The organism is Pseudomonas sp. B23(2017), from assembly GCF_002113725.1.
Lineage (GTDB): Bacteria > Pseudomonadota > Gammaproteobacteria > Pseudomonadales > Pseudomonadaceae > Aquipseudomonas > Aquipseudomonas putida_Z.
The window spans coordinates 209,545-229,726 of record NZ_NEJM01000002.1 but is presented as its reverse complement, the minus strand read 5'-3'; the positions used below and the strand labels follow the sequence as shown (position 1 = coordinate 229,726).

General features: G+C 65.0%; 20 protein-coding genes. 4 read left to right on the top strand and 16 right to left on the bottom strand.

Going from position 1 to position 20,182, the window contains the following annotated elements:
* Positions 1-37 precede the first annotated feature (37 nt).
* From CAG46_RS04400 to ccmA, 11 genes are all read right to left on the bottom strand, one after another.
* The gene (locus CAG46_RS04400; RefSeq protein ID WP_085614514.1) at positions 38-976 is read right to left on the bottom strand and encodes a 2-hydroxyacid dehydrogenase; all 939 of its coding nucleotides are present in this window, start codon (positions 974-976) and stop codon (positions 38-40) included.
* Positions 977-1,188: 212 nt separating this feature from the next.
* The gene (locus tag CAG46_RS04395) at positions 1,189-1,605 is read right to left on the bottom strand and encodes a hypothetical protein (RefSeq protein WP_025340051.1); all 417 of its coding nucleotides are present in this window, start codon (positions 1,603-1,605) and stop codon (positions 1,189-1,191) included.
* 12 nt (positions 1,606-1,617) lie between these two features.
* Entirely contained in the window at positions 1,618-2,808 is a 1,191-nt protein-coding gene (ccmI, locus tag CAG46_RS04390) for a c-type cytochrome biogenesis protein CcmI (RefSeq protein WP_085614515.1), read from the bottom strand.
* Positions 2,801-3,289 (bottom strand): cytochrome c-type biogenesis protein, encoded by a 489-nt coding sequence (locus CAG46_RS04385; RefSeq protein WP_085614516.1) that lies wholly within the window; start codon positions 3,287-3,289, stop codon positions 2,801-2,803. The genes ccmI and CAG46_RS04385 overlap by 8 nt, the downstream gene beginning before the upstream one ends.
* Entirely contained in the window at positions 3,286-3,822 is a 537-nt protein-coding gene (locus tag CAG46_RS04380; protein ID WP_023663391.1) for a DsbE family thiol:disulfide interchange protein, read from the bottom strand. Before CAG46_RS04380 ends, CAG46_RS04385 begins: the two co-directional genes overlap by 4 nt.
* On the bottom strand, positions 3,819-5,792 hold the full coding sequence (locus CAG46_RS04375) for a heme lyase CcmF/NrfE family subunit (RefSeq protein WP_015271186.1): 1,974 nt from the start codon (positions 5,790-5,792) through the stop codon (positions 3,819-3,821). Before CAG46_RS04375 ends, CAG46_RS04380 begins: the two co-directional genes overlap by 4 nt.
* A gap of 11 nt (positions 5,793-5,803) precedes the next feature.
* Positions 5,804-6,259, bottom strand: a complete 456-nt coding sequence (ccmE, locus tag CAG46_RS04370; protein ID WP_019096399.1) for a cytochrome c maturation protein CcmE — start codon at positions 6,257-6,259, stop codon at positions 5,804-5,806.
* Complete coding sequence (gene ccmD / locus CAG46_RS04365; protein WP_013973562.1) at positions 6,256-6,432, bottom strand: heme exporter protein CcmD; 177 nt, start codon at positions 6,430-6,432, stop codon at positions 6,256-6,258. The genes ccmE and ccmD overlap by 4 nt, the downstream gene beginning before the upstream one ends.
* Positions 6,429-7,196 carry a heme ABC transporter permease gene (locus tag CAG46_RS04360; RefSeq protein WP_012273476.1) on the bottom strand — a complete coding sequence of 256 codons (768 nt, stop codon included), beginning with the start codon at positions 7,194-7,196 and terminating at the stop codon, positions 6,429-6,431. Before CAG46_RS04360 ends, ccmD begins: the two co-directional genes overlap by 4 nt.
* 46 nt (positions 7,197-7,242) lie before the next feature.
* Positions 7,243-7,920, bottom strand: coding sequence for a heme exporter protein CcmB (ccmB, locus tag CAG46_RS04355; protein ID WP_013973563.1), 678 nt, complete (start codon positions 7,918-7,920; stop codon positions 7,243-7,245).
* A complete protein-coding gene (ccmA, locus tag CAG46_RS04350) occupies positions 7,908-8,540 on the bottom strand; it encodes a cytochrome c biogenesis heme-transporting ATPase CcmA (protein ID WP_013973564.1) in 633 nt (210 codons plus the stop codon). Before ccmA ends, ccmB begins: the two co-directional genes overlap by 13 nt.
* 265 nt (positions 8,541-8,805) lie before the next feature.
* Between ccmA and CAG46_RS04345 the strand changes: the two genes are divergently transcribed.
* The 4 genes from CAG46_RS04345 to CAG46_RS04330 all read left to right on the top strand — a co-directional run bounded on the left by CAG46_RS04345 (position 8,806) and on the right by CAG46_RS04330 (position 16,451).
* Positions 8,806-10,362: a flagellar hook-length control protein FliK gene (locus CAG46_RS04345; RefSeq protein ID WP_085614517.1), complete on the top strand. Its 1,557-nt coding sequence runs from the start codon at positions 8,806-8,808 to the stop codon at positions 10,360-10,362.
* Positions 10,359-10,703 (top strand): EscU/YscU/HrcU family type III secretion system export apparatus switch protein, encoded by a 345-nt coding sequence (locus CAG46_RS04340; protein ID WP_085614518.1) that lies wholly within the window; start codon positions 10,359-10,361, stop codon positions 10,701-10,703. Before CAG46_RS04345 ends, CAG46_RS04340 begins: the two co-directional genes overlap by 4 nt.
* 133 nt (positions 10,704-10,836) lie before the next feature.
* On the top strand, positions 10,837-13,590 hold the full coding sequence (locus CAG46_RS04335; RefSeq protein WP_085614519.1) for a dermonecrotic toxin domain-containing protein: 2,754 nt from the start codon (positions 10,837-10,839) through the stop codon (positions 13,588-13,590).
* Positions 13,587-16,451 (top strand): dermonecrotic toxin domain-containing protein, encoded by a 2,865-nt coding sequence (locus CAG46_RS04330; protein WP_085614520.1) that lies wholly within the window; start codon positions 13,587-13,589, stop codon positions 16,449-16,451. The genes CAG46_RS04335 and CAG46_RS04330 overlap by 4 nt, the downstream gene beginning before the upstream one ends.
* A 56-nt stretch (positions 16,452-16,507) precedes the next feature.
* Here the strand turns inward: CAG46_RS04330 and CAG46_RS04325 are convergent, their stop codons facing one another.
* From CAG46_RS04325 to motD, 5 genes are all read right to left on the bottom strand, one after another.
* Positions 16,508-16,903: a DUF2802 domain-containing protein gene (locus tag CAG46_RS04325; protein ID WP_025340064.1), complete on the bottom strand. Its 396-nt coding sequence runs from the start codon at positions 16,901-16,903 to the stop codon at positions 16,508-16,510.
* Between the two features lies 1 nt (position 16,904).
* On the bottom strand, positions 16,905-17,384 hold the full coding sequence (locus CAG46_RS04320; protein WP_003254393.1) for a chemotaxis protein CheW: 480 nt from the start codon (positions 17,382-17,384) through the stop codon (positions 16,905-16,907).
* A 41-nt stretch (positions 17,385-17,425) separates the two neighbouring features.
* On the bottom strand, positions 17,426-18,319 hold the full coding sequence (locus CAG46_RS04315) for a CheW domain-containing protein (protein ID WP_025340065.1): 894 nt from the start codon (positions 18,317-18,319) through the stop codon (positions 17,426-17,428).
* Positions 18,319-19,107 carry a ParA family protein gene (locus tag CAG46_RS04310; RefSeq protein ID WP_025340066.1) on the bottom strand — a complete coding sequence of 263 codons (789 nt, stop codon included), beginning with the start codon at positions 19,105-19,107 and terminating at the stop codon, positions 18,319-18,321. The genes CAG46_RS04315 and CAG46_RS04310 overlap by 1 nt, the downstream gene beginning before the upstream one ends.
* A gap of 216 nt (positions 19,108-19,323) precedes the next feature.
* Positions 19,324-20,181: a flagellar motor protein MotD gene (motD, locus tag CAG46_RS04300; RefSeq protein WP_075045915.1), complete on the bottom strand. Its 858-nt coding sequence runs from the start codon at positions 20,179-20,181 to the stop codon at positions 19,324-19,326.
* Between the last annotated feature and the right edge of the window lies 1 nt (position 20,182).

Genomic DNA, 20,182 nt, shown 5'->3' with positions numbered 1-20,182 from the left:
GTTGCCCGATCGCTGCCAGGCAGATGTATGAAAAGGGTTACTGGCGTACCGGGGTCAACACGGCTTCGCCGGCAAAGAACGCCTGTAGGTTGCGCAGCACCAGGGTCACCGTATCGCGCGCCGCCTCCGGCGACTGGCCGGCCACGTGGGGGGTGAGCACGGTGTTGCCAAGGGCCTTGAGGGCATCGGGTACAGCCGGCTCGTCGTCGAACACATCCAGTGCCGCACCAGCCAGTTGGCCATGCTGCAGCGCGGCGACCAGGGCCTGGGTGTCGACCACGCTGGCACGCGCGATGTTCACCAGGTAGCCCTCGGCCCCCAGGGCCTCGAGCACCTGTGCATCGACCAGATGGCGAGTGTTGGCACCGCCGGGGGTTGCCACCACCAGGATGTCGACGGCATCGGCCAGGTGCAGCGGGCTGTCGTACCAGGTGTAGGGCACATCCTGGCGCGGCGTGCGGCTGTGGTAGCTGACGGGCATGGCGAAGCCCAGATGGGCGCGCCTGGCGATGGCCATGCCCACCGCACCAAGGCCGAGAATGCCCAGGCGCTTGCCACTCACCGAGGGGCTGATCACCCGGTTCCATTCGCCCCGGCGGGTACTGGCATCGGCGCGGGGAATGTCGCGCAACAGCGCCAGCAGCAGGGCAAGGGTGTGGTCGGCGACTGCCTCGGCATTGGCCCCGGCGCCGTTGGTAACCGTGATGCCGCGCGCAGCGGCGGCGGCCAGGTCGACCTGCTCGTAGCCGGCACCGATCACGCAGATGATCTGCAGTTTGGACAGCGTGTCGATTTCGCTGGCAGTCAGGCCCAGCGGGCCGCGGGTGAGCACGGCATCGATTTCATGGGCATGGCGCTGGATGGCCTCGGCCCGCAGTTGCGGCGAAGGGGCGCGGATCAAACGGTAGCCGGCCTGCTCCAGCATGGGCAGGTAATCATCGACGGTTTCCACCAGCACCAGGACTGTCTTGTGCATGCCACCTCCTTATTCTTGAAGGGGCATTATGCGGAATCACAGCACAGTACAGTCAATCGGTAATTGCGGAAAAACTGTACTGTATTGGTTGCCTGTCCCGGCCCCTTCGCGGGTAAACCCGCTCCCACAGGGATATCACAGCACTTGAGATTTGTGACGTACCTGTGGGAGCGGGTTTACCCGCGAAGGGGCCGGGACAGGCAACCAACCCACTACTGGGCGAACGCACGCCCCAGACCACCCGGCACACCGCTGCTGTCAGTCTCCTGCCACGGCCCATCCGGGCTCAGCGACCAGCTCCAGCCGTTGTCGAAGCGGTAGTAGGTCCGCTGGCGGTAGAAGGTATTGGGTTTCTTCTCCAGCACATACACACCCAGCTTCGGGTCCCAATGGCTCGCCCCGCCAGGTGGCGGCGCGAAGCTGGCCGAGGTGCGTGGCATCGGCTTGGGCGTGGCCGCAGGCTTGCTCGGCGCGGGGGCCGGTTGCCTGTCCGGCAAGGGCTTGACCGCCGGCCCCGGCGGCGGCAGGCGCTCGATCGGTGGTTCGGGCTGCTCGTACGGCTCATGCACCGTACACGCAGACAAACCCAGGGCCAGGGTGATCAGGGTCAGGCGGACGATGCTGTGCATGGCATTGCTCTCTTACGGGTCGGGACTGTCGATGGTCAGGTGCTGGATGGCCTGGGTGGCGCTGGGCAGTGGCGTGCCCTGGCCAATCCACTCGCCATGGGTTGGCTGGCCAGCGCGTGATACACGTGCAACGAGTTGGACTTCGGCAAAGTCCGACAGTTTCATCTGCGGCATCATGGCGTCAGCATCGGACAACTCCACCTCGATCGGCAACTGCGCCACGGTCACCCGCTTGGCTGCCAGCGGCATGGGTGGGCCATTGCTGGCGCGGGCGAAGATGAACACCGTGTCGTCCGGCTTGACCTTGTCCTTCAACGCCGCCGCCAGCTCCACGCGCACCTTCAAGCGAGCCGCCACGGGCGCCGCAGCCTGCCCCGGCGAACCACCCAGGCGCTCGGCGGCGCGGTCGATACCGCCCTGCAGCGCCGCACGCGAGGTATCACCTTCCGGCAACTGCGCCAGCAGGCGCTTCCAGTAATCGATAGCTTCCTGGTAACGCTCGCCCTCGAAGGCAGCGATACCACGCAGGCCCAGGCTGGTCACTTCGTTGGGGTCGGCTTTCAGCGCCTCGTCAGTCAGCGCCTGCAGCTGCGGGCTCCACTTCTTGTCGGCAGCGAAGTACAGCGCCTGGGCCCACTGCCCGAGCAATTCGGGCTGGCGATCGGCCAAGGCCACGGCGCGCTCGAAGGTACGCGCGGCATCGGCAGGGCGCTGCTCGGCCATGTAGGCTCGGCCCAGGAAGTACACGGCCTCGGCCGAATCCGGCTGGGCCTGCACCACCCGTTCCAGGCGGGCAGTCATTTCTTCCATCGACTTGGGCGCCTCGGCAAACTCCTGGGTCAACTCCACCTTGTCGGCCGCGCCGAAATGCAGGTACAGCCCCAATGCCAGCAGCGGCACCAGCAGCGCCGCCAGCAACGGCAGGGCCTTGCCCAGGTGCCCCTGGCGCGGGGCCTCGGCACCTTCGGTATCCGCCAGCAGCTCACGGGCGGCCTCGTCACGGCCCTTGGCCATCTGCGCCTCGTCGAGCACGCCAGCGGCCTGCTGGGCAGCCAGTTCGGCGACGCGCTCCTGGTACAGGGCCACGTTCAGGGCGGTGCGGTCTTCTTCCTGCTGGCGGCCACGGCCACGCAGGATCGGGATCAGCAGGAAGCTGAGGGCAGCGAGCAGCAGCAGGCCCGCGCTAAGCCAGAATTCAATCATGGGTCTGTTCTTTTTCCAGCAATTTGGCGAGACGCTCGCGTTCTTCGGCGGACAACTCATTGGCGCCCTGCACGGCCGCACCGCGGCGCCGGCGCACGATCAGCGCCAGTACCACGAAACCACCGGTCAGCAAAATCCCCGGGCCGAACCACAACAGCCAGGTACGCCCGCTGAGCGCCGGCTTGTAGCGCACGAAGTCGCCATAGCGGTCGACCATGAAGTCGACGATCTGCTGGTTGCTCTTGCCCTCGCCGAGCATGCGGAAGATTTCCCGACGCAGGTCGGCGGCAATCGGCGCGTTGGAGTCGGCGATGTCCTGGTTCTGGCACTTGGGGCAACGCAGCTCCTTGGTCAGCTGCTGGTAGCGCTCACGCTCGGCATCGTCGCGGAACTGGTAGGTGTCGATGGCCGCCTTGGCCACGCCTGCCAGGCTAAACCCCATGAAGAGCCCCAGCACGGCAGCTGCCAGCCCCCGCTTCATGGCTTGGCCTCGTCGACCAGGCCCTGGTACAGCGGCGCCAGCTGCTCACGCCAGACCGTGGCATCGACCACGCCCACGTGCTTGTAGCGGATGATGCCCTTGGCATCGATCAGGAAGGTTTCCGGCGCGCCATACACGCCCAGGTCCAGGCCCAGGCTGCCCTGCTCGTCACGAATGTCCAGCTGGTACGGGTTGTGGAACTCGGCCAGCCACTTCAGGGCCGCCGCATTGTCGTCCTTGTAGTTGACGCCGTGGATCACCACGCCCTGCTGGGCCAGCTGGTTCAGGTACGGGTGCTCGACCTTGCACGACGGGCACCAGGTGGCCCACACGTTGACCAGTGCCGGGCGGCCCCGCAAGTCGGCCTCGGTCAGGGTACGGTCACCCTGGGTCGAGGCCAGGGAAAAGGCCGGGAACGGCTTGCCGATCATTGCCGAGGGCAGCTCGTCGGGCTTGAGGAACAGCCCTTTGTAGAGGAACACCGCCACCAGCAGAAATACCGCCAGGGGGACTACCATGATCCAACGCTTCATGCAGCTGCTCCAGACACGCCCAGGGCATCACGCACCCGGGTCTTGACCTTGACGCGATAGCGCCGGTCGAGGGCCGCCAGCAACCCGCCCAGGCCGGTCAGCAGACCGCCCAGCCAGATCCAGCGGACGTAAGGCTTGATATGCACGCGTACCGCCCAGGCACCGTTCTCCAGCGGCTCGCCGAGGGCGACGTACAAGTCGCGGGTAAAGCCGGCGTCGATGCCGGCTTCGGTCATCATCGACTGCTGCACGGTATACAGGCGTTTCTCCGGGTGCAGGGTGGTCACTTCACGGCCATCGCGGCTGACCACCACGGTGCCCTTGTCGGAAATGAAATTCGGCCCTTCGAAATGCCGGGCACCCTGGAACAGGAAGTGGTAACCGCCCAGTTCCACGCTCTCGCCCGGCGCCATGCGCAGGTCGCGTTCGGCGCTGTTGTTGCTCGACAGCACCACACCCAGCGCGCACACCGCCAGGCCCAGGTGCGCCAGCTGCATGCCCCAGTAGCTGCGACCCAGCCCGGGCAGGCCCTTGAGCAGGCCTTTGTGGCGGGTCTTGTCGAGAATGTCGCGCAGCCCGCCAAGCACCACCCAGGCGGCCAGGGCGAAGGCGGTCAGGGTCGGCCAGTCGAAGTCGTCGACGATAAAGCCCGCCACCGGCGCGAGGATGGCGCTGCCGAGCAGCACCGGGGTCATCATGCTGGCCAGCCATTTGCCGGGGGTGTCTTTCCAGCGCACCACCACGCCCACACCCAGCACCACCATCAGCAGTGCCATCAGCGGCAGGAACAAGGCGTCGAAATACGGTGGGCCCACCGACAGCTTGGCCCCGGTCAGCGCATCGAGCACCAGCGGGTACAGAGTACCGAGCAGAATCATCGAGGCCGCCACTACCAGCACCAGGTTGTTGGCCAGCAGCAGCGTCTCGCGCGACCACAGGGCAAAGCCGACCTGGCTCTTGACCACCGGTGCGCGCAGGGCGAACAGGGTGAGCGATCCACCGACCACGAACAGCAGGAAGATCAGGATGAAAATGCCCCGCGACGGGTCGGCGGCAAACGCGTGCACCGAGGTCAGCACACCGGAGCGCACCAGGAAGGTACCCAGCAGGCTCAGCGAGAACGCGGCAATCGCCAGCAGCACGGTCCAGCTCTTGAATACCCCGCGCTTCTCTGTCACCGCCAGCGAGTGGATCAGCGCCGTACCTACCAGCCAGGGCATGAACGAGGCGTTTTCCACCGGGTCCCAGAACCACCAGCCACCCCAGCCCAGCTCATAGTAGGCCCACCACGAGCCCAGGGTAATGCCGACCCCGAGGAAGGCCCAGGCAACGATGGTCCAGGGCCGCGACCAGCGCGCCCAGGCAGCGTCCAGGCGGCCACCGAGCAAGGCGGCGATGGCGAAGGCGAAGGCCACCGAGAACCCGACGTAGCCCATGTACAGCATCGGCGGGTGGACGATCAGGCCAAAGTCCTGCAACAGCGGGTTGAGGTCGCGGCCATCGGTCGGCACCTGCGGCAGCAGGCGCTGGAACGGGTTGGAGGTGATGATCAGGAAGCTCAGGAAGCCCACGCTGATCATGCCCATTACCGCCAGCACGCGGGCCAGCATCACCTGCGGCAACTGCCGCGAGAACACCGACACGGCGAAGGTCCAGCCGCCGAGGATCAGCGCCCACAGCAGCAGCGAACCTTCGTGGGCGCCCCACACGGCACTGAACTTGTAGTACCAGGGCAAGGCGCTGTTGGAGTTGCTGGCCACATAGGCGACCGAGAAGTTGTCGGTCATGAAGGCATGGGTCAGGCAGGCGAAGGCAAAGGCCAGGAAGGCGAACTGCCCCCAGGCCGCCGGCCGCGCCAGGCTCATCCACAGGCTGTCGCCACGCCAGGCGCCGAGCAGCGGTACGCTGGCCTGCACGGCGGCAAAGCAGATGGCCAGGATCATCGCCAGCTGGCCGAGTTCGGGGATCACCAGCGCCGCGTTCATGGCTTGGCCTCCCCGCCGGTGGCGGCCTGGCCGCTTTCCTTCAGGGCCTTGGTGACCTCGGGCGGCATGTACTTCTCGTCGTGCTTGGCCAGTACTTCATCGGCCACCACCACGCCATCGGCGTTGAGCTTGCCGAGGGCGACGATGCCCTGCCCTTCGCGGAACAGGTCGGGGAGGATGCCACGGTAGGTGATCGGCACCGACTTGTTGAAGTCGGTGACCACGAAGCGCACGTCCAGCGAATCGGACGAACGCTGTACCGAACCTTTCTCGACCATGCCGCCGGCGCGGATGCGGGTGTCCAGCGGCGCTTCGCCGTTGGCGATCTGGGTCGGGGTGTAGAACAGGTTGATGTTCTGCTGCAATGCGCTCAAGGCAAAGCCGACGGCAACCCCGACGCCGACCAGCAGGCCGACGATGAGCAACAGGCGTTTCTTGCGCTGCGGATTCACTGGTTGTTCTCCCGGCGCAAACGGCGCGCCTCATCTTGCAGGTAGCGACGGCGGGCCAGCACGGGCGCGGCGACATTCAGCGCCAGCACCGCCAGGCAGATGCCATAGGCCGTCCACACGTACAGGCCATGGTGGCCCATGGCGAGAAAGTCACCGAAGGTGGCGAAACTCATTGTGCGGCCCTCCGCCCCAGGCTGTTCAATACTTCGTCCTTGACCCAACTGGCGCGCGCTTCGCGCTTGAGCACTTCAAGGCGCATGCGCAGCAACAGCACCGCGCCAAAGAAGCAGTAGAAGCCCAGCGCGGTGCACAGCAGCGGCAACCACATTTCTGCGGGCATCGCCGGCTTTTCGGTGAGGGTGAAGGTGGCGCCCTGGTGCAGGGTGTTCCACCACTCCACCGAGTACTTGATGATCGGGATGTTCACCACGCCGACGATCGCCAGTACCGCACAGGCCTTGGCTGCACTGTCACGATTACTGATTGCCTGGCCCAGCGCAATAATGCCGAAGTACAGGAACAACAGGATGAGCATGGACGTCAGTCGGGCATCCCAGACCCACCAGCTTCCCCAGGTGGGCTTGCCCCAGATGGCCCCGGTGACCAGTGCCACGGCGGTCATCCAGGCACCGATGGGGGCGGCGCATTGCAAGGCGACGTCGGCCAGTTTCATCTTCCATACCAGCCCCACCACCCCGGCCACTGCCAGCAGCACGTAGCAGGACTGCGCCAGCATCGCCGCCGGCACGTGGATGTAGATGATGCGGAAGCTGTTGCCTTGCTGGTAGTCCTGGGGGGCGAAGGCCAGGCCCCAGGTGATGCCGACCAGCAGCAGGAGCACGGCAGCGCCGGCAAGCCACGGCAGCATGCGGCCGCTGATGGCATAGAACCATTTGGGGGAGCCCAGCTTGTGGAACCACGTCCAGCTTATTTTCATCAGGGTACATCCAGGGTATTGGCCGGGCTTGAAAGCCCGGGACTCGTTATTCGCCGACGCTGATCTTCAGGCCGGCCGCTATCGCAAAGGGTGCCAGGGTCACGGCCAGGGCCGTCAGGCTGGCGAGCCAGAGCAGGTGGCCGGTTGCCGGCATATTCTGCAACGCCGCTTGCAACGCACCACTGCCCAGGATCAATACAGGGATATACAACGGCAGAATCAGCAATGCCAGCAGCAAACCGCCGCGTTTCAGACCGACTGTCAGCGCCGCGCCCACCGCGCCCAGCAGGCTCAGCACCGGCGTGCCCAGCAGCAGGGAACCGAGCAGCACCGGCAGGCAATGGCTCGGCAGCCCCAGCATCAGTGCCAGCAGCGGCGCCAACAATACCAGCGCCAGCCCGGAAAAGATCCAGTGCGCCAGCACCTTGGCCAGCACCAGCAGCGCCAACGGGTGCGGCGACAGCACCCACTGTTCCAGCGAGCCGTCCTCGAAATCGCTGCGGAACAGGCCGTCCAGCGACAACAGCACCGCCAGCAGTGCCGCCACCCAGACCAGGCCTGGCGACAAGGTTTGCAACAATTGGCTTTCCGGGCCGACTGCCAGCGGGAACAGCGCAACCACGATGGCGAAGAATACCAACGGGTTGGCCAGCTCGGCCGGGCGGCGGAACAGCAGGCGCGCTTCGCGGCGCAACAACAGGATGAATACGCTCATGCCGCCCATTGCCCCAGGTTCAGTTCACGGTAACCGGAGGGCTTGCGTTCCAGCGTGTGGTGGGTGGTCAGCACTACCGTGCCGCCCTGCTCGCAGTGGGCCGCCAGGTGCGCCTCGAGCTGCGCCACGCCCTGCTTGTCGAGGGCGGTGAAGGGTTCGTCGAGGATCCACAGCGGCGGGCTGGCCAGGTACAGCCGGGCCAGGGCCACGCGGCGCTGCTGGCCGGCAGACAGGGTGTGGCAGGGCACGTCTTCGAAACCACGCAGGCCGACGGCCGCCAGTGCCGCCCAGATCGCTTCGCGGCTGGCAGGCTGGTGCAGGGCGCACAACCAGGTGAGGTTCTCCTCGGCGGTGAGCAGGTCCTTGATGCCGGCGGCGTGGCCGATCCACAACAGGATGCTGGCCAGGGCGTGGCGCTGCTCGGCCAGTGGCTTGCCGCCCAGCAGGATCTGCCCGGCCGTCGGCTGCATCAGGCCGGCCAGCAGGCGCAGCAGGCTGGTCTTGCCGCTGCCGTTGGGGCCGCTGATCTGCAGCATGTCGCCGGGCCGCAGCTCGAAAGCGAGGTGCTCGAACAGCAGGCGCCAGTCGCGCTCGCAGGCCAGGCCCGCGGCTTGGAGGTGAAGGGTCACGGTTTCGCCTTATCTTTGTAGGGCTAGAGGTCGGCGTCGCCTGCTTCGCGGGTAAACCCGCTCCTACAAAGGTTTGCGCAGCTTTCAAACCCTGCGCTGAACCTGTGGGAGCGGGTTTACCCGCGAAGCAGACGACGCCGACCTCTAGCCCTGTATCTCAAGTCGCCCCCCTCGCTGCCGTTATACTGGCAACGACGGACGGTCGGCATTATTACACGCGCCGCCGCGCTGCCAAGAGGGCGGGCTCGACAGGTTGTATACAATCATGACTGAAATCAATAGTCTCGGCGCACAAACCGCGATCAGCCCCCAGGCCATCAAGGCGGGCATGACCGGCGAACTGCTGCGCCTGACGCAACCGCAGCCCGGCTTGATGGCCCCCGGCGAGACCGCGCAGGCCGAGGTCATGTCTTTGCGCCAGGTGGGCCAGGACTTCCAGCTGGTGCTGCGGCTGATGCTGGCCAACGGCACCCAGACCCAGCTGCAAGCCAGCGCCAGCCAGCCCCTGCCCCAGGGTAGCCAGGTCACGGTCAGCCAGACCGAAAGCAACCGCCTGGCGATCATGCTGCAGCAGGCCAGCGCCAGCCAGGTCGCCACCCTCACCCAGCTGGACACCAGCAAGGTGCCGGTCGGCACCCTGCTGCAGGGCAAGGTCCTGACCAACCAGGCGCTGGCCCAGGCGCCCGGCCAGCCCGCCGTCTACCGGGCGCTGGTCAGCCTGCTGAACAGTGCCCAGGCCGGCGCAACCCTGAGCGTGGACAGCCCGCGACCGCTGGCCGTCGGCAGTCTGCTCAGCGCGCTGGTGCAAGGCGACCAGTCGCTGCGTTTCGTACCGCTCAGCGGCCGCCAGGACCAGCTCAGCATTGCCCAGCAGCTGCTGACCCAGCAGAACCGCCAGGCTTCGCTGCCCGGCCTGCTCAATGCCCTGCAACAGGTGGCCCGCGACCCGGGCGCCGATGGCGAACTGCGAGCCAGCGCCGAACGCCTGCTGGCGGGCCTGCCGGAAGCCCGGCAACTGGGTGATGCCAAGGCAGTGGCCCAAGCCCTGAACAACAGCGGTACCTTTCTCGAAGCCAAACTGCTGGGCGGCCTCCCGGCCAGCGTCGCCACCGACCTCAAGGCGCACTTGCTGCGGCTGATCACCGTCGCGCCGGCCAGCATACCCGGGGCGCCCAACCTGGCGCCCGCCAGCCTGGCCGTTACCATGCCGGCCCTGGCCCGCAGTGCGCTGGGCATGCTCGAACGGGTCAGCCCCAAACCGCAGCCGGGCGCATTCCCGCTGCCGTCGCGCCTGCTCAAGGCCATGGAAGACGAAGGCGACCTGCAACAACTGCTGCGCCTGGCTGCCGCTGCCGTGTCGCGCCTGCAAAGCCACGCCATGAGCAGCCTGCAACAAACCGGTACCTTGGAAAACGGCAACCTGCAGACCACCTGGCAAACCGAAGTGCCGATCCGTCACGGCCAGGAGTTCATCCCGTTGCAGGTCAAGCTGCAGCGCGAAGAAACGCCACAGCAGCAGGCCGACCGCCAGCAGGAATCAGCCGACCCGCTGCAAGCCCTGTGGCGTATCGAGCTGGCTTTCGACCTATCGCCCCTTGGCCCGGTGCAGGTCCAGGCACAACTGAGCCAAGGCCGCCTGGGTGGCCAGCTTTGGGCGGAACGCGAGGCGACAGCCCGGCTGATCGACAGCCAGCTCGGCAGCTTGCGCGAACGCCTGTTGGCGCGGGGCCTGGATGTGGGTGATGTGGAATGCCATCCTGGTATCCCGCCACAAGGCCCGCGTACGCGGGTAGAACAACGTTGGGTGGATGAGAACGCATGACGCACCAACCTGCACGGCAGGCGATTGCCCTGTTCTACGACGGGCAGCAAGCCCCTACCCTCACCGCCAAGGGCGACGATGCGCTGGCCGAGGCCATCCTGGCATTGGCCCGCGAGCACGAAGTGCCGATCTACGAAAATGCCGAGCTGGTGCGTCTGCTGGCGCGCCTGGAGCTGGGGGACCAGATACCAGAGGCGCTGTACCTGACCATTGCCGAAATCATCGCCTTTGCCTGGCACCTGCGAGGCAAAGTGCCTGCGGGCTTCGATGACGAACCTGCCGCTCCAGGGCCTACCCCACCGCTGCTCGGAAGGCTGCTGCCCGGAGGCGAAGGCGCCTGACACCAGTCCCCTGCCCTTGCGAGGGTCACGGGGGTGATGAGGACGGCCAGGTCCCGTACCGACATATCTACCACCGCTTTTCCGTGCCCCTGCTTCAACCTTGCCGGCTTCATCTCAGCGCAAGGTACCCCCCATGCATTCGACTCGCATCAACGTGATGGGCACGCATTACGTTATAGACCACCTCGGCCATGTGCCTCGCCCCGATCGTGAAGCCAACCGCGCCATCCGCCAATGGCTCGCGCAGCAAGGCCATGACCTGGACCCGGACCAGCTCGACGTCGTTACCCTCCACTACTGCCCGGACGGTGCAGGTGGCCAGCTGGCCGCGATCAGCCAGCGCACCAGCCTGCCCCAGGCACTGCTGGGCAACTGGCAGGGCGAGTCGGCCAGTGACATGTTCGGCAAGCTGCTGCAAGCACCCTGGGCCGGTGCATTACCCGCAGGCCCGCTACGATTGGTGGAAACCCTCCCGGCACCCGGCTTCAATCACTACGGGGCCCCCTTCGAGGTATTCAACGGCCTGTTCCGGCGCACTGCCCCGCAACGCTACGACGCTTCCACCCATCTGCCGGTAAGCGCCGAAGCCTTCCAGCAGTTCATCAGCAACCTGGACTTCCAGCAGCCTTTCAAGGCGGCGCTGGATGTGTACTGGCGTGACCATCTGCACAGTCACAGGCTGTCGCTGAAGCTCAACTTCATCGCAGCCTGCAACAGACAGGTCAGCGAGGGCAGCCTCAGCGAGCCTGCACGGCAACTGGTCTGGCAAGCGGCCGGGCTGATGCCACGGCGTAACAGGCTGCGACGCAGCACGTTGAGCATCTACGGCTATGCCGCAACCGACCTGCTGTACCTGAACGACCCCGCTACCGACCTGACAGTGCTGTATGTTCCTGGCAACAGCTCACCGTTGTTGACGTTCAGCAGCGAACGAGAATTGAAGGCCTGGGTCGGCGAACAATGCAAAGACCCGACCAAACGCCAGGCCCTGAAACAGCACTTTCGCTTGGCCGATTGCCCGCAAGGCCTCGACTTCAGCGGCCTGGACACTGCCATGGAGGGGCTGGGCGCCTACCCTGAACGTCACCTGCTGCCGCCCGAACACGGCTATTTCAACGACGACGGCACCTGGCCGCCGCAGACCTATGTCAATTATCGACCAGCCAAGTACAACCCCAAAATCAAGGGCGACCTGTTCCAGGCGTTGGCCGAGCGCCAGCGTCAGCGCAGCTACGACGATGCCGCGTTTCTGATCACGGCTGACAGCGAAGTCATCAAGGCCAGGTGGCGTGGCTACCTGGCCACTACGCTCAACCTGCTGGCGCCACTGTGCCTGGTGGTACCCGGCCTTGGGCCGCTGCTGGCCATCGGTGGCATCGCCCAGCTTGGCCTGGGGCTCGACCAGGCAATCAACGGCAAGTCCCTGCAGCAGCAGCAAGAAGGTATCGGCAACATCACCTGGGGCCTGTTCAATGCCTTGCCCCTGGCGTTGGGCGCTGCCGCAAGGGGCAAGGCACTGTTCGAATTCAAGGTCGAGGGTTTCGCGCCGCCGACGCGGCTGAATGAACAGTTCGGCTACCCCCTGAGCCCGCTCTCGCCACCGCGCTTCCCCGAGCCCGAGGGCGCAAGTTACTTCCATATCACCGACCCGATAGAGCCACTGGCAGACGCTGACGAGGCGGTTGCCCACGCCGTCATTCGTACGCCCCAGTACGATGGGGAACCAGACACCCTGACAGCCAGCATCGATGGCTACAACACCAGGATCATCTACGACATGGAGCGGGACGTATTCATTCGGGCCGAAGACCTGAACCAGGTCGACCCTGTCGGCTTCGTGGCGGTACCCGGCAGCCGGAACCTGCGCCCCGCACCACAAGGGCGCGTGGTTACCCATGCGATGCGCAGTCGTACCTTGCGGGCGCTGGGCGTGGACCTGCCATTGCCGCTACAGGTGCCGGCCAGAGCGCCGGGCAGTTGGCCAATACCCAGACACATCTCCTGCCTGTGGGTCGGTGACCAGATCATCGGCCCGGAGCTGCTGGCCAACCTGGGCCAGAACGCAGCGCGGTTGCAAGGCAGCGAATACAGCATACGGTTGTTCCTTTCCAGCACTGCCCGGCAGGCCTACGCCGAAAACCTGGACCTCCTGGCCGCTCACGCCCCGGGCTTGCAGGTGCTACCGCTGGAAGAGCAGGCCTTCTTCAGGGCTTTCCGCCAAAGCAAGTACTACACGCAGTACGACGCGGCCCTGGATGGCAACGGCGGTGTTGCCCGCAACTATGCATCGGCATGCGATGTGCTGCGCTACCCGATGCTGCACCACGAAGGTGGCTTGTACATGGATGTCGATGACACCTTGCTCGCGCCAGGCGAATACTCATTGATCATCGACGGGCAACCGGTAGGCCCCGCCGGTGAACCCATCGATCAGGTCGACTTGAGCACCGACGCCAATGGGCTGCTGCTGGTACCGCCCATGTCCAATGAAAAGATGAGCATGAACAGCCTCTACAACTCCAGCCTTATCGGCAGCCATCCCGGCAACCCCACCCTGGAGGCCATTTCCGAAGAGATGTACGCACGCTACCAGCTCAATCGCGACTTCTACGACAGCAAGCCCAGCCTGGCTGAGGACCCGGGGAATTTCTATGAATATGCCAGCCGCCTGAGCTACCTCACCGGCCCTGCCCTGCTCAGCGACGTGGTCGATCGGCAACTGCCGAGCCTGCGTATCCTGCGCCAGCTCACCAATCTTTATGGGATGCCGCGCATCAATGCCTACCGGTTCGTCGATCTGCCACGCATGCGCGATTCGGTGCGTACGCTCCTGCCCCTGAACCGGTTCGCCACTGTCGGCGGCAACCATTCCTGGAGCCGAACATGACCCAGCGCCAACCTGTGGTCGGCGCAGCCGGCCAAGACTACGTCAAGGCAATGCTGGGTTCCGTGCCTCGTCCTGACCGCAGTGCCAGTGCAGCCATCCGCGAATGGGCCAGCCAGCAGCGGCTGGATGTGGAACCCGACAACACGCTTGCGGTGACCTTGCATTGCAAATTCGTTCCCAAGCGGGGCTGGCTGGCCAAGGTCGTCCAACAAATGAACCTGACCGAAGCGCTGCTTGGCAACTGGCAGCAAAGTGGCTACTCCAAGGTTGCCGAGCAAACCGCGCAGTTGCTGCTAAGAGGCGGGACGGCCACCGTCGACCTGCTAGGTGTACTGCCGGAGCTGTCACTGCCACATGGTCGAGCACCCTGGGCCCAGGCCTTCAGCCATGGTCAGGTGACGATCGTCGATGAATTGCCAGGAAGCGGCCTGGACCACGACATCGATGTGCACACCGAATTCCACGGCCTTTTTCGCCGAACCGCACCCATGCGCTACGACGCCAGCACTTATGTCCAGTTCGACGCCACGACTTTCCAGTCCTTCATCTGGCAGCTCGACTTCCAGGGCGTATTCAAACGCCAGCTCGATGACTTCTGGTCTCATGCCGCCAGCCAGTACAGCGTCAGCGCGTGCATCGCATTCCTCGCTGCCTGCAACCGGCAAGCATTGCGGGGCAACCTCAGTGAACAGGGGCGCAGCCTGGCGTGGCGGGCGGCAGGCGTGGAACGCTGGCAGCACGGCGCCAGCCTCAGTGCCAACGGGGTAGACGCCAGGCTGCTGAACATCAATGGCTACCCATCAAGCGACATCCTCTGCCTGAACGATACGCGCAGCCACCTGACCTTGCTGTACATACCGGGCAATGCGGCGCCGTTGCATGAGTTTGCCAACCCGGGCGCCATGCGTGCGTGGCTTGCCAGGCAGTGCCGCGACGCCGAAAAACAGGGGGCCCTGCTTGCCCACTTCAGGGCCTGCGATATTCCGGACAGGATCGGTCGGTCGGGGTTGCGTCGGATACTTCAGGGCATGGGCGATTTCCCGCCCCGCCAGATCATCCTGCCTGCAACCAGCGTGTATCGCCTGGCCAGGGTTTGGAACCCGCATACCCTGATCAACTACAAGGCAGACACCTCCAGCCCACGCATCGAATACAACCTGTTCGAGGCATTGACGGTGGCACAACGTCAACGCAGCCAATCCGACGCCGACTTCCTGATCACGCGCGACAGTGAAGTGACCAAGGCCGCATGGCGCAGCTATTTCTACCTGACCATGAACCTGGCCACACCGTTTCTGGTGGTGGTTCCCGGACTGCTACCCCTGGCTGCCGTGGCCGGGGTGGCCCAATTTACAGTGGGCCTGGACCAGGCGCTGCACGGCAAGGACTTGAACCAACAGCTCGAAGGCGCGGAGCAGGCCGTGTTCGGCCTGCTGAACGCAGCCCCGGGGCTGGCGCGTGGAGTCAAGGCGAGCAAGGCGCTGTTCGGCCAACGCCCCATTGGCTTCATCAAACCGGTGAGGCTCAATGGCCGCATAGGCTACCCGCTGAGCCCGGTCTCGCCGCCACGCTGGCCCGGGCCTGCGATGACACCCTATTTCCAGGACCTGGCAGTAGCGGGCGACCAGGTAGCCGCCAGCTGGTCCGGCGCCGATTCACACATTGCCCGCTGCGTAACGCGGCGCAGGGCATTCGGCACGGGTGACGAACTGATCGGCGATGTGGGCAATGGCCCGCACCCGCTCTACTACGACGCCCGACAGGACAGCTTCGTGCTCAAGTACCCCAACGGCACACGCGGCGCCCAGCACTATGTGGCCAGCGCCGATCCGCTGCAGCCCTCGATCAGCCGGCTGCTGCCCGATACGGACCCGTTGCGGGAAATCAGCCCGGCATCGCGCTCGCGGACGCTGCGGGCACTGGGTATCGATCTGCAGCTGCCCGTCGACCTCGATGCCCTGGGGACTGCACCAGGCATACCCGTCCCCAGGCAGGTATTTCACATCTGGCTGGGTGACAGGACGATCGCCGGTGATTACCTGGCTGCGCTCGACAACAACGTACAGGCACTGCGAAACAGCGATTTCACGCTCAAGCTCTACCTCTCCAACGCAAACCCTCAGGCATTCGAACGCAACATGACCCTGCTGCAGCCCCGCATCGACGAGGGGTTGAAGGTTGCAGTGCTGGAGCAGCAGACCTTCTATCATCAATTCGCGGCAAGTGAATACTTCGGCCAGTACCAGGCTGCGCTGGAAGGAAATGGCGGTGTGGCGAGCAACTTTTCATCGGCCTCGGACATCTTGCGCTACCGCGTCCTGCACAGCGAAGGGGGCATCTACCTGGATATCGACGACCATCTGCTGGTCGAGCCGGACGCAACCGGGCAGCTGCGGGCAAAGATAGACAGCGTACCGCTCACCACGCCCCTCGACGGGCTGCTGTTGAGGAGCCCGGTGTGCAATGCGCAATTGGGCATGTATACCAGCTACAACACCAGCATGATTGGTAGCCGCGCTGGCAATCCGGTGCTGAACGCCATTTCCGACGAGATCCTGGCCCGCTACCGCACCCCGGAGGGCCAGGCGTTCTACGAGGCCCCCAAACCGCCGCGACAGCATGCGGCGGCATTCCAGGCCTATACCGAAAGGCTCAACACACTGACCGGGCCTGCGGTGCTCAACCATGTGATCGACCAACGTCTACCTGAGCTGTACACCTTCAGGCAGGTGGCGGACCTGGCAAACATGCTCACCCTGAACTACGACGCGCTGCTGGATGAAGCAGCACAACGGCGTGCAGAGCTGCGGCTGCTACCACTGGAGGAGGTCGCAATGGCGGGGAACGCACAGGGCTACTGACTGCCGGGCGAGCTTGCGCGGCCACTGTATCAGGGGCCGCGCAATGCTCATGGCAATCAGTTGCTGCGATGCAGCTTGCTCATCAGCTCTGCCTCGGCCTGGGTCAGGCCGCAGCTTTCGGTCAGCTCGGCCACGCTGGCGCCCATGCCCACCAGCTTGGCCGCCTGGGTGAAGGTGACGTTGTGCGGGTCGCGCTGTTCCAGCTGCTGGATCTTGTCTGGCAGCGGGGCAACCGCCACGCGCAGGTCGTGCAGCGCCTCGCCCATGCGCACGGTACCGTTCTGGTAGTCGTCCAGGCGCTTGGCGAGGTCCTTGATGCGCTGGTCACGCAGGGCATCACCCTCGGCCTGCTGCGCGGCCAGCTCGCGCTGGCGCTTGCTGTAGTTGAGGAAGAACCACAGGCTCAGCGCCCAGACCAGCGCCAGGAAGATGACAGCAACCTGTAGGATCAACTCAGATGTTCTCCAGCTCGGACCACTCTTCCTCGGTCATCATCTTGTCCAGCTCGACCAGGATCAGCAGTTCGCCATTCTTGTTGCACACGCCCTGGATGAACTTGGCCGATTCTTCGTTACCCACGTTCGGCGCGGTCTCGATCTCGGACTGGCGCAGGTACACCACCTCGGCCACGCTGTCGACCAGGATACCGACCACTTGCTTGTCGGCCTCGATGATGACGATACGGGTGTTGTCGGTGACTTCGGTCGGCATCAGGCCAAAGCGCTGGCGGGTGTCGATCACGGTCACCACGTTGCCGCGCAGGTTGATGATGCCCAGCACGTAGCTTGGCGCACCCGGCACCGGGGCGATCTCGGTGTAGCGCAACACTTCCTGCACCTGCATCACGTTGATGCCGTAGGACTCATTGTCCAGACGGAAGGTAACCCACTGCAGGATCGGATCTTCGGAACCTTGTGCAGACGACTTTTTCATTCCCCTACCCTCAAAATCCGCCATCGGCGGTGTATTCGGTGTCATTTCTGTTTGGCGTGCATCTGCTTGACCGCACCGCTGGCGATCAGCTCGGCCAGTGCGGCGACGTCGAGCAGTGCACACATGTGTTCAATCACCGTGCCGGCCAGCCACGGGCGCTGGCCACGCTGGCTGCGCCACTTGATCTCGGACGGGTCCAGGCGCAGCGAGCGGCTGACCTGGTGCACGGCCAGCCCCCATTCGTAGCCCTGCACGGAAATCACGTATTGCAGGCCCTGGCGAAAATCATCGCGATAGCGGTCGGGCATCACCCAACGCGCGGTATCCAGCACCTTCAGGTTGCCGGCCTGGCAGGTCAGGATGCCGAGGAACCAGTCGGGCTGGCCGAACAGCGGTGTCAGTTCCTGGCCGGCCAGGGTGTAGATCGAACCCAGGCACACCAGCGGCACCGCCAGGGTCAGGCCCGCCACGTCGAACAGCAGGCATTCGAACGGCTCGGCGGCCCAGGCCGGGCGGCCATCGACCGTAGCCGGGGGCACGGGCACCTGCGGCGCCGGCAGGTGCACATCCACCAGCGGCACTGCCGGTTCCACGGTTTGCTCTTCGACCAGCACCGGGATGCTGGCTTCGGCCACCACTTCGCGCTCGACCACCGTCACCACCGGTGCTTCCACCGGCATCACGCGGGGCAGCACCGCCAGCCTGGGCTCGGCGAACGGCCGTGGTGCGGGGCTGACGGTCGCTTCGGCTGACGCCGGCCTGGCTTGCTGCAAGGCATCACGCGCCTGCTCTTCGCGCACCGCTTCGGCGAACTCGTCCGCCGCCGCTGGCGCCTCGAACAGGTCTTCGGCTTCGGTGGCCTCCTGCAGCAGGCCGTCGAGGTATGACTGCAGGGCCATCTGTGGCCGGGTATTGGTTTGCCGGGTCTGGGTCATCAGGCCACCTGCGCTGCAGTCTTGTAGGTCAGCAGGTGCTTGAGCAGCGCCCGATAGGCAATCAGCCCGCGGCTCTTGCTGTCGAATTGCGAGGGCGTGACGCCCTTGCGGCTGGCATCGCGCAGGCGCGTATCCACCGGGATGTAGCCCTGCCATACATGCTGGTCGTAGGTGTCACGCAGCAGCTTGAGCGTGGCCAGCGAGGCCTGGGTGCGGCGGTCGAACAAGGTCGGCACGATCTGGTACGGCAGCGCTTGCTTGCGCGAGCGGTTGACCATGGCCAGGGTACCGACCATGCGCTCCAGGCCCTTGACCGCGAGGAACTCGGTCTGCACCGGGATCACCAGCTGCTGGCTGGCTGCCAGGGCATTGACCATCAGCACACCGAGCAAGGGTGGGCTGTCGATCAGGGCAAAGTCGAAATCCTGCCACAGCTGCGCCAGACTCTTGGCGATCACCAGGCCCAGGCCGTTCTGCCCCGGTGACTGGCGCTCCAGCACCGCCAGCGCGGTACTCGACGGCAACAGCGAGATGCGTTCGTCACTGGTGGGCAGCAGCAGTTGCCCGGGCAGGCCCTCGGGCACCGCGCCCTTGTGCAGGAACAGGTCGTAGCAGCTGTGCTCCAGGGCATCGGGGTTGTGCCCGAAATAGCTGGTCATCGAGCCGTGCGGGTCGAGGTCGACAACGACCACGCGCTTGCCGGCCTCGGCCAGCAGGCCGGCCAGGGCGATGGTAGTGGTGGTCTTGCCGACGCCACCTTTTTGATTGGCTACTGCCCAGACTCTCATCAAGCAAACTCTATCTATTGATTTGGCAGGGACACTGCTGGGGCAACTGTCTTGCTCAACATCGGAAAGCTGGCGCGATCAGTGTGGGAGCGGGTTTACCCGCGAACACCGGCGCAGCCGGTGCCATGCACCGTGTCACCTTCTTCGCGGGTGAACCCGCTCCCACACAAGACCGCGCTACATTCAACTATTTGGCAACGTCGGGGAATTGACGGATCACTGCCCCGCCACCGTTGCTGGCGTAGCCGGTGCACTTTGTGTGCCAGCCCGGCGCAATGCGGCATCCGGCGTGGCATTGGCACTGCCCGAGCCCGTCAGGCTGCGGCGCACTTCGAGATTGCGCGAAATCACCAGCACCACGCGGCGGTTGCGCGCACGGCCTTCGGCAGTGTCGTTGCTGGCCACCGGCTGGTACTCGCCATAGCCGACCGAGGCCATGCGTGCCGGGTTTACCCCTTCCATGGCCAGCAGGCGCACGATGCTCGCCGCTCGCGCCGATGACAGCTCCCAGTTGGTCGGGTACTGCGCGGTGCGGATCGGCAGGTTGTCGGTAAAGCCTTCGACGTGCACCGGGTTGGCGAACGGCTTGAGAATGCCGGCCACCTTCTCGATGATGGCAAATGCCTTGTCGCTGGGCATGGCATCGCCACTGCCGAACAGCAACGAGGAATTGAGCTCGATCTCGATCCACAGCTCATTGCCGCGCACCGTCATCTGGTCGCTATTGATCAGGTCGCCAAAGGCATCGCGCACATCATCGCTGATGGTTTTCAGCGGGTCGACACTGGTCGCCCCAAGGCCTGCATCGGTCTGCTCGCTGTCCTTCACCAACGGCTCGGCCGGGCGCACGCTCAGCGGCCGCTCTTCACCGATGGGGATCGGCTTCATGCTGCGCTCGGGGTCGTTGAACACCCCGAGCAAGGCCTGGGAAATGACCTTGTACTTGCCCTCGTTGATCGAGGAAATCGAGTACATCACCACGAAAAAGGCGAACAGCAAGGTGATGAAGTCGGCGTACGACACCAGCCAGCGTTCGTGGTTTTCGTGTTCCTCGGTATGACGACGGCGACGCATG